Origin of the sequence: Capnocytophaga sputigena, assembly GCF_900446695.1 — a bacterium.
Lineage (GTDB): Bacteria > Bacteroidota > Bacteroidia > Flavobacteriales > Flavobacteriaceae > Capnocytophaga > Capnocytophaga sputigena.
This window is the reverse complement of record NZ_UAVP01000007.1, coordinates 471,811-486,370: the sequence shown is the minus strand read 5'-3', so window position 1 is coordinate 486,370 and position 14,560 is coordinate 471,811. Positions and strand designations below refer to the sequence as shown.

Annotated in this window: 8 protein-coding genes; all 8 read right to left on the bottom strand. The window is 36.7% G+C overall.

All coding sequences use genetic code 11. The features are described from left to right. Positions 1-6: 6 nt before the first annotated feature. The 8 genes from DR017_RS06110 to DR017_RS06075 all read right to left on the bottom strand — a co-directional run bounded on the left by DR017_RS06110 (position 7) and on the right by DR017_RS06075 (position 14,397). Positions 7-1,974 carry an OmpA family protein gene (locus DR017_RS06110; protein WP_040361753.1) on the bottom strand — a complete coding sequence of 656 codons (1,968 nt, stop codon included), beginning with the start codon at positions 1,972-1,974 and terminating at the stop codon, positions 7-9. A gap of 50 nt (positions 1,975-2,024) precedes the next feature. Continuing rightward, the gene (locus DR017_RS06105) at positions 2,025-2,939 is read right to left on the bottom strand and encodes a PorP/SprF family type IX secretion system membrane protein (RefSeq protein WP_095909140.1); all 915 of its coding nucleotides are present in this window, start codon (positions 2,937-2,939) and stop codon (positions 2,025-2,027) included. A gap of 115 nt (positions 2,940-3,054) precedes the next feature. Next, positions 3,055-7,158, bottom strand: coding sequence for a T9SS type B sorting domain-containing protein (locus tag DR017_RS06100; RefSeq protein WP_002677512.1), 4,104 nt, complete (start codon positions 7,156-7,158; stop codon positions 3,055-3,057). Positions 7,159-7,262: 104 nt separating this feature from the next. Next, positions 7,263-8,255: an OmpA family protein gene (locus DR017_RS06095; RefSeq protein WP_002677388.1), complete on the bottom strand. Its 993-nt coding sequence runs from the start codon at positions 8,253-8,255 to the stop codon at positions 7,263-7,265. A 129-nt stretch (positions 8,256-8,384) separates the two neighbouring features. Then, complete coding sequence (locus DR017_RS06090) at positions 8,385-9,071, bottom strand: hypothetical protein (protein ID WP_002677441.1); 687 nt, start codon at positions 9,069-9,071, stop codon at positions 8,385-8,387. Positions 9,072-9,223: 152 nt separating this feature from the next. After that, positions 9,224-10,702, bottom strand: a complete 1,479-nt coding sequence (proS, locus tag DR017_RS06085; protein ID WP_002677490.1) for a proline--tRNA ligase — start codon at positions 10,700-10,702, stop codon at positions 9,224-9,226. Between the two features lie 18 nt (positions 10,703-10,720). Then, on the bottom strand, positions 10,721-12,361 hold the full coding sequence (locus tag DR017_RS06080; protein WP_002677585.1) for a S41 family peptidase: 1,641 nt from the start codon (positions 12,359-12,361) through the stop codon (positions 10,721-10,723). Positions 12,362-12,369: 8 nt separating this feature from the next. Next, on the bottom strand, positions 12,370-14,397 hold the full coding sequence (locus DR017_RS06075; RefSeq protein WP_002677208.1) for a protein-disulfide reductase DsbD family protein: 2,028 nt from the start codon (positions 14,395-14,397) through the stop codon (positions 12,370-12,372). Positions 14,398-14,560: the final 163 nt, after the last annotated feature.

Here is a 14,560-nt window from a genome sequence, read left to right as displayed (position 1 = left end):
GAACAATCAGAATTGTACGATGATAAACTCACTTCGGCGGTTAGCTTGGTGTTCCTCTTCGGTACAAGGTACGCCATTAGAGCAACCATTTACCAATTGCGTTTCACCATAGCCTTTACCTGTAATTCTGTTTTTCTTAATACCATGACTTACAATCCATTTGATAGTAGATTTAGCACGGCGCTCAGAAAGTGCTAAATTGTACTTATCAGAACCACGACTATCAGTATGCAAACGTACATCCACTTTCATTGTAGGGTATTCTTTCATTATAGCTACGATTTTAGCCAATTGCTCTGCAGCATCTTTGCGAATATTAGCTTTATCATAGTCAAAATAGATGTTTTCTATCTTCAACACTTTAGCTAAATCAGTACCCACAGCTATTTTAGGCGTTGCTGGAATTGGAGTAAGCAACACTTCGGCTGTTACTTTCTGATTGCCATTGAGAGCTATTGATTGTTGCCCCGATTTGTATGCTTCTTTTTCCGATTTGAGAAGCAATTGTAAATCACCACAATCGGCATTGTAGAGAAGAGCGAAATTACCATTGGCATCGGCTGTAGTTTCTTCTAACAGAGTATTATTAGCTCCCCAAAGTGTTACCTTTGCCATTGGTATAATTTGCTTAGTATCTGCATCTTTTACTACTCCTGATAAGCTATACTGACAAGTGAAATGCAATGGAGTATGCTCGTAGAAACTATAAATATCATCACTTCCTTTTCCTTCGGGACGATTAGAAGTAAGATAACCTATTTTAGTTTGACTATTAATGACATAACAAAAATCATCTTCGGCACTATTAGCGGGACGACCTATATTTACAGGTTTAGTAATAGGGTTGCCTTCTTCATCTAATTTCACTGCATAGATATCCAAACCACCCAAACCAGGGAAACCATCTGATGAATAATAAAGCACATTATCATCTGAGATAAAAGGGAAAGACTCGCGCCCTGAAGTATTGATGCGATCGCCTAAGTTTTCGGGTTTGCCATAACCACTTTTGAGGATTTTAGCACGATAGATATCTGATGAGCCTAAAGTACCTTTCATATCCGATGAAAAGTAGATATACTTACCATCGGGACTGAGAGCAGGATGTGCCACGCTGTGGATATTGCTATTGAAAGGCATTTCTTGCACATCACCCCATTTGCCGTGTTTATCTTTAGTTGCTTTAAAGATTTTGAGGAGTACGGTTTGGTCTCCATTAGTCTTCACTTCGTTGTTGATGAAGTTATTACGAGTGAAATACATTGTATTGCCATCTTTCGTAAAAGCAGCTGTCGATTCATTGAATTTGGTATTGATACCGTTTAATTTAGCTTTTTTAGTAGCTTTTAAGCTATCGGTATTGGCTTCATAAAGACTATAGAAATTATCCCCTGTCCAATCGGAACGGCGTTTGAGGAATCCGCTTTTAGAAGTAGCATATACGATATTATCACCGTAGAAAGCTGTACCATATTCAGATTTTTTAGTGTTGATTTTTAACAAATTCAGCTCTAACCTATCCGAATTGCGTTTAATCTCTGCTTGATAATCTCTATTTTTGAGGAAAAGAGCTGCACGAGTATCTTGTTTGCCTACCAACTCTACAAACTTATCCATTATCTTATCAGAATTATCATAGTCACCTACTGTTTTGAGTGTTTGTGCATAACGGTAGTAATATTCTGGTTTGATATTGAAAGGCTTGTTAGTTTTAGCATCTTTGCCTTCAAAAAGTTTGGCATACCACTTATTAGCTTGTTGATAATCGGCATTGTAGTAATAAGCATTGCCAAGATTTTCTAAAAGCTCTTGAGGTTCTATTCCTCTCTTTGCAATACTTTCATAAGCATTAATAGCTTGTACATAATCTAAATTCTTGTAGTATTGCGCTGCTTTCTTCAATGCTTCTTTATCGCTTTGAGCATAGCCTAACTGCAAAATCGCCAATGTTATAGCTAAAAAAAGTTTTTTCATAGAATTCAATAGATTTCTTTTTATTATCTAATTTTTAAAGCATTACAAGATTAGAAGAATCGAGGTGATACGATTTTTTTGTAGGTTTTCACCAATTCGTAACGCAAGAAGATTTCGTGTGAACCTGAATTATATTTGCGCAACTCAGTAGTTTCAAAATCGTAGCCATAACCCGCAAACCAGCGATCGTTGATTTGGAATCCTGCCATTAAACTCACCGCAGCCGACCAACGATAAGCGGCTCCTAACACAAACTTCTCGTTGAACATAAAGTTTGCTGAAAAGTCTAATTGCAAAGGTGCTCCAAACGATACTTTAGAAAGTACTGCTGGTTTGAACTTTGTATTTTCGGATAAATCAAACACATAACCTCCTATCAAGTACAAGTGTTGTGCATTTTTAAGCACTGACACTGAACTTTTGTTGTAGTGAGTAGTTTCGAGCATATTAGGCACTGAAAAACCAATGTAGTATTTATCAGTATACCAATACAAGCCTGCTCCTATATTAGGAGAAAATACACTTTCACTCCCTGAAAGGCTTTGATCGGTTTTATCTTTTACATCCAACTTGTTGTAGTCTATTTGAAACAAACTTGCTGAACCATTGATACCGAATGCCAATTTAGAATTTTCGAAGTTTAACGTGTATGACACATCGATTGTTAAATCTGTTTGGTTTTGAGGTCCTATACTTTCACGGAAGATACTTCCTCCTAAACCTACATTGCGCAAACTCTCCATAGGCTGGTGATAACTGATGCTTCCATTAGTAGGTGCACCACTGATACCCACCCATTGGGTACGGAACATTCCAAAGAGGCTTCCTACCTCTCGAGACCCTGTGTAAGCAGGGTTAAACAGCATAGTATTATACATATACTGTGTGTATTGAGACTCTTGTTGTGCAAAAATCTCACTGCAAAATAACATTGTTAGTGCTGAAAAAAGTACTTTTTTTATCATTTTATTAAACTTTCTATACTTATTTATCTTAGTTATTTTTGATATAAAATCGGGCAAAGGTACATCTTTTTTATAAATAATACAGCTTCTTGTAAAAAATATTTTCACTTATAGTTTATTTTCTCAAATATAACCAACCTATTTTTCTCTGTAGTTGATGGTTTTCATCGGTGTATTCTATAAAATAGAAGTAAGTGCCTGAGGATAATTCCAAAGATTCTTTTACAGCTACTTTTCCTTGTGTAAAACCTTTAAATGATTGGTTTTTATTATCATAGCCTACAACATCAAACACTTTTAGTCCTTCTTTATTATAAATACGCACTATATTATCAGGATATTTTTCTATACCTTCTATATGGAAATAATCGTTTTTATTATCATCATTGAGAGAAATTGCGTTATAGGTTATCAGTACATTTGTAGGGCTTGCCTTTTCATCTTCTTGAGGTTTAGGAGGGGAAGGAGGTGTTGGGTTATCAGGCACTATTACTTCCACTGTTGTGGCATCACAAATAGTTAGATTCTCTATACACAACTCGTAGTTGAGGGTATAAGTGCCTGCTGGGGTATGAGTAGGTACTATCACATTTCCAGTAGAGGTTTCTATGTAAGGAGCTGTATCCGTAGGTTCTTCTGCTTCAATATTAATATCATCATTTGGAAATTCTATAGGATTATCATCGATTGTATCGTTAGCAAGTATATTCCCAACAATAGAATTCCCCGTATAAGTAAATTCATCAGGAGTTACCACAAGTGAAGAAGGAGGTACAGGAGGAGAGGTAATTGATACTTTCACTATAGCCGTATCACAATTAGACTGGTGATAAATATCACAAATACGATATTCCAAAGTATAAGTACCTATGGGTGTGCCTTGAGGAATAAGTACATTTCCCGCTAAATTAACAGATAAAAGATAGAAATTATCACTATCTTTACTACCTCCTATCACTTGAAAATTAACCAAAGAAGCATTAGGAGTTTGCTCTCCTATGCTATCATTGCTGTATATACTTTCGGTAATCGTAGTCGTCCCTATGGTAATGGTATAAGTATCATCACGAGCGACAATAGGAGCTATTGGAATTTCCGTAACAATCACTGTAATAGTAGCAGTAGCACAATTATGAGTATCCTTTATATCACAAATGCGATATTGCAGGGTATAAGTACCGGTAGGGATACCTTGAGGAATGAGTATATTTCCTGCTAAATTAACAGATAAAACATAGAAGTTATCATTATCTTTACTACCTCCTATGGCTTGAAAATTAACCGAATAAGCGTTAGGAGTTTGTTCTCCTATGCTATCATTGCTATATATACTTTCAGTAATAGAGGTTGTTCCTATAGTAACAGTATAAGTATCATCACGGGCAATCACAAGAGGTTTGCTAACCTTTACTGTAACCGTAGTAACTCCACTGCAATTATAAGGTGCAGATTTAGCGCAAAGACTGTAAGTTAGTGTATAAGTGCCTGCTGGCGTATGGGCAGGAAGGAAGACTTCACCCGTAGCTATCTCGATGTAAGGGACATTTGTCAATGCGGTGGTTGTGTTAATGGTAACACTTGCCGTCATTACTGATTGAGTGTTGTAACTATCATTGGTGAGGATATTGCCTAAGACGATAGTTTGGGTGGCAGTGGTATGACTGAATGTATCATCGGTAGTTTGTAGTTTTATAGGAGAAGGGCTAACAATTACCGTAACGGTAGCAACTCCACTGCAATTATAAGGGGTAGATTTAGCACAGAGTCTGTAAGTTAGTGTATAAGTCCCTGCAGGGGTATGAGCTGGCAAGAAGACTTCTCCAGTTTGTGTAGCGATGTAAGGGACATTTGTCAACGCGGTGGTTGTGCTAATGGTAACACTTGCCGTCGTTACTGATTGAGTCTTGTAGCTATCGTTGGTGAGGATATTGCCTAAGACAATCGTTTGGGTGGTAGTGGTATGATTGAAAGTATCATCAGTAGTTTGTAATTTTATAGGAGAAGAGCTGACGATTATTGTAACGGTAGCTACTCCACTGCAATTATAAGGGGCTGTTTTGGCACAAAGACTGTAAGTTAGTGTATAAGTGCCTGCTGGGGTATGGGCTGGTAAGAGCACTTCACCGGTAGAGGTAGCAATGTAAGGGACATTTGTCAATATAGTGGTTGTGCTAATGGTAACACTTGCCGTCGTTACTGATTGAGTGTTGTAGCTATCGTTGGTGAGAATATTGCCTAAGACAATCGTTTGGGTGGTAGTGGTATGGCTGAAAATATCATCGGTAGTTTGTAAATTTATAGGTGAAGGGGTGACCTTTACTGTAACGGTAGCAACCTCACTGCAATTATAAGGGGCTGTTTTAGCGCAAAGAGAATAACTTAACGTATAAGTGCCTGCAGGAGTGTGAGCAGGTAAGAAGACTTCACCAATTTGTGTAGCGATGTAAGGGATATTTGTCAATGTAGTGGTTGTGCTAATGGTAACACTTGCCGTCGTTACTGATTGAGTGTTGTAGCTGTCATTGGTGAGGACATTACCTAAGACAATGGTTTGGGTGGTAGTGGTATGCCTGAAAGTATCGTCAGTAGTTCGTAATTTTATAGGAGATGGGCTAACAATTACCGTAACGGTAGCAACTCCACTGCAATTATAAGGGGCTGTTTTGGCACAAAGACTGTAAGTTATTGTATAAGTGCCTGCTGGCGTATGGGCAGGTAAGGACACTTCACCAGTAGCATTCTTGATGTAAGGGGTATTTGTCAACGTGGTGGTTGTACTAATGGTAACACTTGCAGTCGTTACCGATTGAGAGTTATAGCTGTCATTAGTGAGGATATTACCTAAGACGATCGTTTGGGTGGTAGTGGTGTGGCTAAAAGTATCATCGGTAGTTTGTAGTTTTATAGGATGTAAAAGTGTTTCCTCTATAGGGATAGTTATTTCTTTTTTGATTGAGGTATAGAGAGGAGTAGCCGTACAAGTTTCTCTACCGCTTTCTTCTGTGGTATAATATACCATTTTTGAAGAAGGCACAAACGTCAGTTTTTTATTGGTTTGTAATTTTAAAGTATAATCAAAAGAATCTTCTTTCTTTTTCCCTTGGGGCAATAAGAATGTATATTCTGTGACATTTTGGGATAACGGCACTACACTTTTTAAATCTCCCAATGAGAATACAGGTGTAATTCCTACTGGTAATTGTACTTTAAAATATGATTTTTCACCCGTTTGGATTGTTTTATCAATTGTATTTATTCTAATTTTCCCTTTATAGAGCACTTCATCTGTAGTTTCACCCCTTATTTTACCTTCTTGATAGGACAATAAGTTTGAAACAGTATAGTTGGAAACTATTTTTTCAGTAATTTTAGAGGCTTCAAATAAACCTTCCGTTGTTAAATCACTTCCCCAATAAACTTGATATTGTATAGGTATAACTGAAAAACAATTGGTTATCTCATATATTTCAGAAAAAGAAACTCCTATAACGCTTTCTTTTTTCAGCACACCTGCGTTTACTTTATAAAAATACCGTCCTTTGTTAGCAAGTCCTTTAGGAACTGTACTTTCAGGAACAAGGAGATGATCTTCCCCATTTTTCTTATAGTAAAGAGCTTTATTTTTTATATTATCAGGATATTGTACAGAAAGATAAAATTCCTTTATAGCACCTTCCCCTAAGTTTTTAACACTAAAACCTCTTCTGTTTTCTCCCTTTTTTCCTACTTCTATAGGTTCTGTTACTATTGATAATTTGGGAAATCTAAATTGATAAGGCACAGAAGTAGATTTTTCAATTGTTTTGCCTCCAATCATAGCTTCTACTATATCGTTATAATTCACATTTGCCTTTACACATTTGCTAAATTTTCTATAAACTAAAAAATTTACAACACTTTCAGGCTTAGCAGTGACTATAAAAATAGGCTGATTGATTGTAGAATCAGTTGTTTTTTCGACCTTAACAAGTGTTCCTTCTTGTTGAGGCACTTCAATTCTAGAATAGTTTATTCCTTCAGGAAAAAAAACTTTTAAGTTTACAGAAGTCTCACCTTTAGGAATTTTTACTTCAATTGCTAAAGGAGCTTCAAAATTTGTTAAAGCAATATGAACAGCAGGATCTACATTAATCCAATTGATAATATTTTGACTAATAGCCGTACTTATTGAAAAGAAAAACAGAAGACTGCTAATGAATATTTGTACTTTCCTACACATTTTCTCGTATCATTTAGTAAATACGGTGCAAATATAGGAATTTTATTTTAACAAAACAACAATAAAAATTAAATCTTTTTTATTAATATTTAACATATCAAGTTTTAGTCAACAATAAACTCTACACGTTTATTTGCCTGATGTTCTTCTTCAGTACAAGGCACTCCTTTTTCACAACCATTTACTAACTGAGTAGCCCCATAGCCTTTAGCAATAATACGGTGAGAAGCGATACCTCGTTTGATGAGCCATTGCTCAATAGATTTTGCTTGTGTTTCAGTAAGTTCTCTGTTATATTTATCGTTTCCTCTACTATCAGTATGTACTTTTACGATAATTTTTAAGGTAGGATTATCTTCTAGAAAGGCAACTATTTTAGCTAATTGTACTGAAGCATCTTTGCGAATATTGGTATGTCCAAAATCAAAATAAATATTATCGATATTAAATATATTAGCCAAATTATCTCCTTTGTTTACTTCAAAAACATTAGGAAATAAAGAATATATTTTCTGTTGTGCTGTAGTTAAAGAAATAGGCTGACTCATCAGCTCATAATTATTCTTTTGGATTTCGATATAAGCGTCTTGGAAGTTAGGATATATTTTATTAACCGAAAATACAAAAAAACCATTTATATCACTAGTATCGGTAAGGGTTTCACCTGCCGCATTTATCAAAAATACTTGGGCTCCAGCTACAACTGTACCTTTCTCGGCATCTGTAACTAATCCCATTAAATCATTAGGAGTAGTATTGGGATGTTTAGTAAAAAGCAATTGCATTTTATCATCAAAAACACTCATTTGCCTTTTAGCTTCACTCTTTTTGCCTACCTTTTGCAATAGCACTGCATAGCGATAGTGTTCTATAGGATCTAACTGATAACCTATACCTTTTATAAGTTTTTGATAGTATTTGAGTGCTTGAGTCTCGTTGTGATTAGTGTAGTAGTAATTAGCAAGACGCGTTACTACTTCTTGTGTTTCATAACCTCGCTCTACTACTTTTTGATAGAGTTGAGCAGGAATTACTTGTACCTGTGCTGTAGCCAAAGTAACATTGACCAATAACAGCCATAAAACTTTTGCTTTCATATTATTATATCTTTCTTTCTTGGCTACAAATATACAAAAAATAATCACAAGTTGTATTTATAAAAGTAAAAATAAAATAGGCTTCTTGTTTTATCAAGAAGCCTATTTTATATTTTTATAAACTACCTATTAAAAGTAAGCGTTAAGAGTTGCAGATACAATACCTAGCCCTTGTTTACTTCCGATATTGAAACCAAAAGTATTAGTTTCTTTATTTCCGTCACTTGTATAAATAAGAGCTACTCCATAAGTGTATTGAGCACCAAGAGCTACTTTAGGGAAGATGAAGTATTCAACTCCACCAAAAGCTTGTGCACCTACACCAAAGCCAAATTGTTTTTTAGCAGGAGCAACAAAACCAACTAACACATCTGCCCCATAGTAACCTTGCAAACGAGTAATTCCTTTTCTCCACTCTTTACCAAGACCTACTGTTAGTCCAAAGTTGCTAGTAGCATCAACATCCTTTGTTTTCTCAACACCAAAATTGAAACTTGCTATATAACGCATAGCTTTGTTATCTTCAATAAATCTCTTCCCTACAATTGAAATAGAATTAACATTTGTTGTTTGAGAAAAGGCTCCTGTTTGAAAATTCAAAATGTTAGCATTTTCTCTGAAAAGATTGTCTCCTGGGTTAGAAGTTGTTCCATTGAAAGCTTGACCTAAGTAAGTTAGAGCGTTTCCAACGTTAAAACCAATTGACCAATCTCCTTGTTTAGGTAGATATTCTTCACCTTTTGAAGAAACTAATTCTTGAGCTGAAGCAGCACCAAAAGCAAATACTGCTGCTAATGATAAAATGATTTTTTTCATCGTATAAATGTTTTTAGTTAAAATTTATAAGGCAAAAATAAGTCATTCTTTTATACCTACCAAATAAAATGTAAAAAAAATATACTAATTTTATAAAACATTTGAAAAACAGCACTTTACAAATGCACTTTGAGATACTTTTTTACATTTTATTAATAAGCCTTAGCAAATAGTACACGTTTAGTAGAAGGTTTACCCGAATAAATGCATACTCCGGCTTCTTCTTTGGCATCTAATGGAATACAACGTATTGTTGCTTTTGTTTCCTCTTTGATGCGTTCTTCTGTTTCAGGAGTACCATCCCAATGAGCTGAAAGGAAACCTCCTTTGGTTTCGAGTAACTCTTTAAATTCGTCATAGCTATTTACCTCAGTAATATGCGTATTGCGGTACTCCAATGCTTTGTTATAGATATTAGCTTGTATATCCTCTAATAGTTGCTGGATATGTGCTACAATTTGATCACCTGTTACGGTTTCTTTTGTAAGGGTATCGCGACGAGCTACCTCAAAAGTATTATTTTCTATATCGCGTTGTCCTACAGCTAAACGAACAGGCACTCCTTTGAGTTCGTACTCGTGGAATTTAAATCCTGGTGATTGCGTATCACGATCGTCGAATTTCACGCTAATACCACGTTTTTTAAGTTCTTCTACCAAAGGTTGAATGTGTGTACGCACTTTTTCTAATTGTTCTTCACCTTTATATATAGGTACAATCACTACTTGTATAGGAGCTAATTTAGGAGGCAATACCAATCCGTTGTCATCACTATGGGTCATAATCAAGGCACCCATCAAGCGGGTTGAGACACCCCAAGAGCTCGCCCATACGTATTCTTGTTTACCCTCTTTAGTAGCGTATTTCACTTCAAAGGCTTTGGCAAAATTCTGACCTAAGAAGTGTGAGGTTCCTGCTTGTAGCGCTTTACCATCTTGCATCATTGCTTCTATACAAAATGTTTCATCGGCACCTGCAAAACGCTCACTTTCAGTTTTCAATCCTTTAATTACAGGCACTGCCATAAAGTTCTCTACGAAAGTAGCATAGACATTCATCATTTTTTCAGCCTCTTCAAGAGCTTCGGCTTTAGTAGCGTGAGCGGTGTGTCCTTCCTGCCATAAAAACTCAGCAGTGCGCAAAAACAAGCGGGTGCGCATCTCCCAACGTACCACATTTGCCCATTGGTTGATGAGTATTGGCAAATCACGGTAAGACTGAATCCAGTTTTTATAAGTACTCCAGATAATCGCCTCGGAAGTAGGACGCACAATCAATTCTTCTTCTAATTTAGCTTCGGGGTCTACTATTAATTTACCTTTTTCATTAGGGTCGGTTTTGAGACGATAGTGGGTTACTACCGCACATTCTTTAGCAAAACCTTCAGCATTTTTTTCTTCTGCTTCAAAATAGCTTTTGGGTACAAACAGTGGAAAATAAGCATTGGTATGCCCCGTTTCTTTGAACATACGGTCGAGCTCTGCTTGCATTTTTTCCCAAATAGCATAGCCGTAAGGTTTGATTACCATACAGCCACGCACGCCTGAACTTTCGGCTAAATCGGCTTTTACAACCAATTCATTATACCATTTAGAATAGTCTTCACTACGTGATGTTAAATTCTTGCTCATATATATTTTAAAATCTTTTTATAGATTAGCAGTTCTTCTCCTTGTTTTTGTTTTATGAGGAGAAACGGTTGCGTGTTTTGCTTTGTAGTAATACAAACATTTTTCTATATAAAAATCATTTTGATTACGAATAAGTCCCGCGACATTGTCGTTGAACCAAATTTCGGCTAAACTCGCTTTGAGATGTTTAGATATATCACCGATATTTCTATTGAAATCTATTTGGATACGTCTATTTTTTAAGAAAGCGGCAAAGGCTTTCAGCATTTCTTTTGATATTTTATAATCGGTGATGAAATACGCTTTAGAGGGTCGTCTGTTTTGTGATGGGTGTTTATCTAAATACTCAAACAGAAAGAAATTGGTAAGCCCCGAATTGAGCACCTCGTTCACCATATAAGTTTCGGGTTTCATATCTATAGGGACATACACATCGGGGTAAATTCCACCGCCACCATATACCACTTTCCCTTTAGGAGTGATAAACTTCAGTGAATCGGGGATAGAAGCCTCATCTATTTCAAAACTTCGGCGCTGGTGGCGCAAATTATAAGGTTTTTGGATAGAGCGCCCTGTAGGGGTATAGTAACGAGCAGTGGTGAGGCGTACTGCTGAACCATCGGGTAAGGGCATTTCGCTTTGTACCAATCCTTTACCAAAAGTTCTACGCCCTACAATCACTCCCCTATCGTTATCTTGCAAAGCTCCTGCAACAATCTCACTGGCAGAGGCACTATTTTCGTTTACTAAGACGAACAGAGGTTTATCTTCAAAAAGACCGCCATCAGTAGCATAAGTTTCTTCAATTTCTTTGCGATTGTTTTTAGTAAATACAATCATCTTGTTCTTATGCAGGAATTCATCGGCAATTTGTATACCTACATTGAGGAATCCACCTGAATTGTTTCGCAAGTCTAAAATCAAACTGTTAATACCTTCTTTTTCTAAGGCTTTCAAAGCAGATGTAAATTCATCGGTAGTGGTTTCGGCAAAGCGATTCATACGAATATAGCCCAGTGTGTCATTGACTTTGTAGAAGCAATCTATACTCCTAATAGGGATAAATTTACGCTCTATAGACAATTTGAAAATACTATCGCTGCTTTTGCGGTAGATTGTCAAATCGACTTTAGATTCCATTTCACCTTTGAGGATATTTTTGATTTTATCGGTGTTTAAATGTTTTTTAAACAGCGTATCTTGCCCTGCCATCAAAATACGGTCGCCAAAGCGGATACCTTTGTGCATTGCATCACTCCCCTCAACAGGTTTGATGACGGCAATGGTATCATTATACATATAGAAGCTAATGCCTACACCGACAAATTTACCACTCATTGTTTCGGCTACCTCTTGAATATCACTTTTGGAAATATAAGTGGAATGAGGGTCTAACTTGTGCAAAATACTATTAATGGTAAGATCGACGATGCTATCGGTATTTACCTTATCCACATAATCTTCCTCAATATAGTCTATAAGTTTGCCGAGTTTTACCTTATAAGGATTTTCTGGTACCGTATCTATATCGGTGATAGGCATAGGCACGGGAGGAGGCGGTTTGGGAATATAGAAGTTCGCTAACTGGCGACCTAATATAAGCCCCAATGCCAAACTTAAACCTATAAGAATTGGGAGTATGTAGTACTTGTTTTTCATTTATTGTTTTATTTGCGAAAAGCAGTAATACCTTGTTTTATCCATTGATAAAACTCATCGGGATCATCGGTATCGAGGGTATAACCAATAGGGGCTACCAAGTTCTCTCCTTGGTGATTCATCAACACATAAAAAGGTTGAGTGTTAGCTTTATATTTGAGAGTTTGAAATTCACTCCATTTTTGCCCAATAGTTTTAATCATCTTGCCCTCTCTGATTTGTGAGGGTTTCACTTCGCTCTCAGGAAGTTCTCGCTTGTCGTCTACGTATAACGAAATCAATACCACTTCATTTCTAAGGGCATCGAGTACTTGAGGATTAGGCCATACGTTTTGTTCCATTTTACGGCAGTTCACACAAGACCAGCCTGTAAAATCTAACATTACAGGTTTATTCACTTGTTTGGCATAAGCCAATCCTTTTTCATAATCATCAAAAGTAACGATATTGTGAGGTTTGAACAAGTGCGCTCCTTCAGGAAGAGCCCCTTCATCTACATTTGTACTACCTCCTCCAGCGGTATAACCTACACCATAAGGTGATTCGCTATAGTGTTGTGGGGGTGGAAAAGCGTTGATAAGGTTGAGTGGCGCACCCCATAGCCCTGGAATCATATAAACCGTAAAACTAAGGGTTACCAAGCCTAATAACAAACGACCTACAGAAATACGATCGGTAGCATCGTCGTGAGGCAAGCGTATTTTTCCAAAAAGATAGAGTGATAAGGCAGCGAAAACGGCAATCCAAATAGCGATAAACACCTCTCGTTCTATCCAGTGATATTGCAATACCAAATCGGCATTAGAAAGGAATTTGAACGCTAACGCCAATTCTAAAAATCCTAATACCACTTTTACAGTGTTCATCCAACCCCCTGATTTAGGCAATGAATGCAACCAACCAGGGAAAGCAGCGAACAAGGCAAAAGGCAAGGCAATTGCTAATGAGAAGCCGAACATTCCTATAATAGGAGCAATTCCACCTTCAGAAGCTGCTTGTACTAATAAAGTACCTACAATAGGACCTGTACAAGAGAAAGATACTATTGCCAAAGCTAATGCCATAAAGAAAATACCTACAAAACCACTGCGATCGGCTTGTGCATCTACTTTGGTACTCCACGAACTAGGCAAAGTAATTTCAAAAGCTCCTAAGAACGAAATAGCAAACACTACCAATATCAAGAAAAATATGAGGTTGAACCAGAAGTTACTCGCCAAAGCATTTAAGGCATCTGCTCCAAAGATAGCGGTAATAGCTGAGCCCAACAACACATAAATTACAATGATAGAGATTCCATAAATTACAGCATTTTTGATACCTTTAGCTTTAGTTTTGCTCTGTTTGGTAAAATAACTCACTGTCATAGGAATCATAGGAAATACGCAAGGAGTGAGCAAGGCAGCAAAGCCAGAAAGGAAAGATATAAAGAATATTGTCCAAAGACCTTGGTGTGAAATAGGAGTTTGAACAGGAGCTTTGGGTGCTGTAGTTTGGCTTACGGTAGTTGCAGGAACAGTGTTATTTTCCTCGGTATTATTACCAAAAGTAAACTGAGGAGTTGCGCCTTGATTAGCCGCAGCAATCCCTGAAAGGAAAAATTCTAAATCTACTGAATCGGGGGGCAAGCAGTTGCTATCGTCACAACTCATAAACTCAACTTCAGCTTTGATAGAGATAGAAGTAACTTCACCCAAGAGTTTAATACGTTGTTTGAAAACTGCTTGTCTATAGAAATAAGCAATTTCCATATCAAACACCTTGTCATGTTTTACAATAGGTTTTGACTCTTCAGTTTTTCCTACCAACTCAAAAGTAGGCTCTTGGGTATATTTAAAGGAGGTAGGTACCGGTCCATTAGGTGGGATGTTTTGTCCGTAGAGTTTCCAACCTGCCTCAATGGAAGCTGTTGCTACCAAATAGTATTCGTTATCGTTGATTTTTTCAACCGCTGTTTTCCATTTTACAGGGTTGTGTATTTGAGCATTTGCTATAGTTGCAAAAGCAATAAGCAGTAATGTAATGAGTTTTTTCATTTGGTCGTTTTATTTAAGAGTGCAAAATTACAACAAAATAATGATATAGGCAATAACAAGCTTTTATAAAGTCTTAAAGCCTCTAAGTTACTTACTTAGTAATTGCTAACAATCCTAATTTACAAAAGTAATTAATGTGAGTTCAATATAATTAATCACTTAA

What these genes read in the sequence shown, in the direction of transcription:
- DR017_RS06090 (WP_002677441.1), bottom strand. Translation starts at nt 9,071, where the DNA reads ATGAAAAAAATCATTTTATCATTAGCAGCAGTATTTGCTTTTGGTGCT.
- DR017_RS06100 (WP_002677512.1), bottom strand. Translation starts at nt 7,158, where the DNA reads ATGTGTAGGAAAGTACAAATATTCATTAGCAGTCTTCTGTTTTTCTTT.
- DR017_RS06110 (WP_040361753.1), bottom strand. Translation starts at nt 1,974, where the DNA reads ATGAAAAAACTTTTTTTAGCTATAACATTGGCGATTTTGCAGTTAGGC.
- DR017_RS06075 (WP_002677208.1), bottom strand. Translation starts at nt 14,397, where the DNA reads ATGAAAAAACTCATTACATTACTGCTTATTGCTTTTGCAACTATAGCA.
- DR017_RS06080 (WP_002677585.1), bottom strand. Translation starts at nt 12,361, where the DNA reads ATGAAAAACAAGTACTACATACTCCCAATTCTTATAGGTTTAAGTTTG.
- DR017_RS06105 (WP_095909140.1), bottom strand. Translation starts at nt 2,939, where the DNA reads ATGATAAAAAAAGTACTTTTTTCAGCACTAACAATGTTATTTTGCAGT.
- DR017_RS06095 (WP_002677388.1), bottom strand. Translation starts at nt 8,255, where the DNA reads ATGAAAGCAAAAGTTTTATGGCTGTTATTGGTCAATGTTACTTTGGCT.
- proS (WP_002677490.1), bottom strand. Translation starts at nt 10,702, where the DNA reads ATGAGCAAGAATTTAACATCACGTAGTGAAGACTATTCTAAATGGTAT.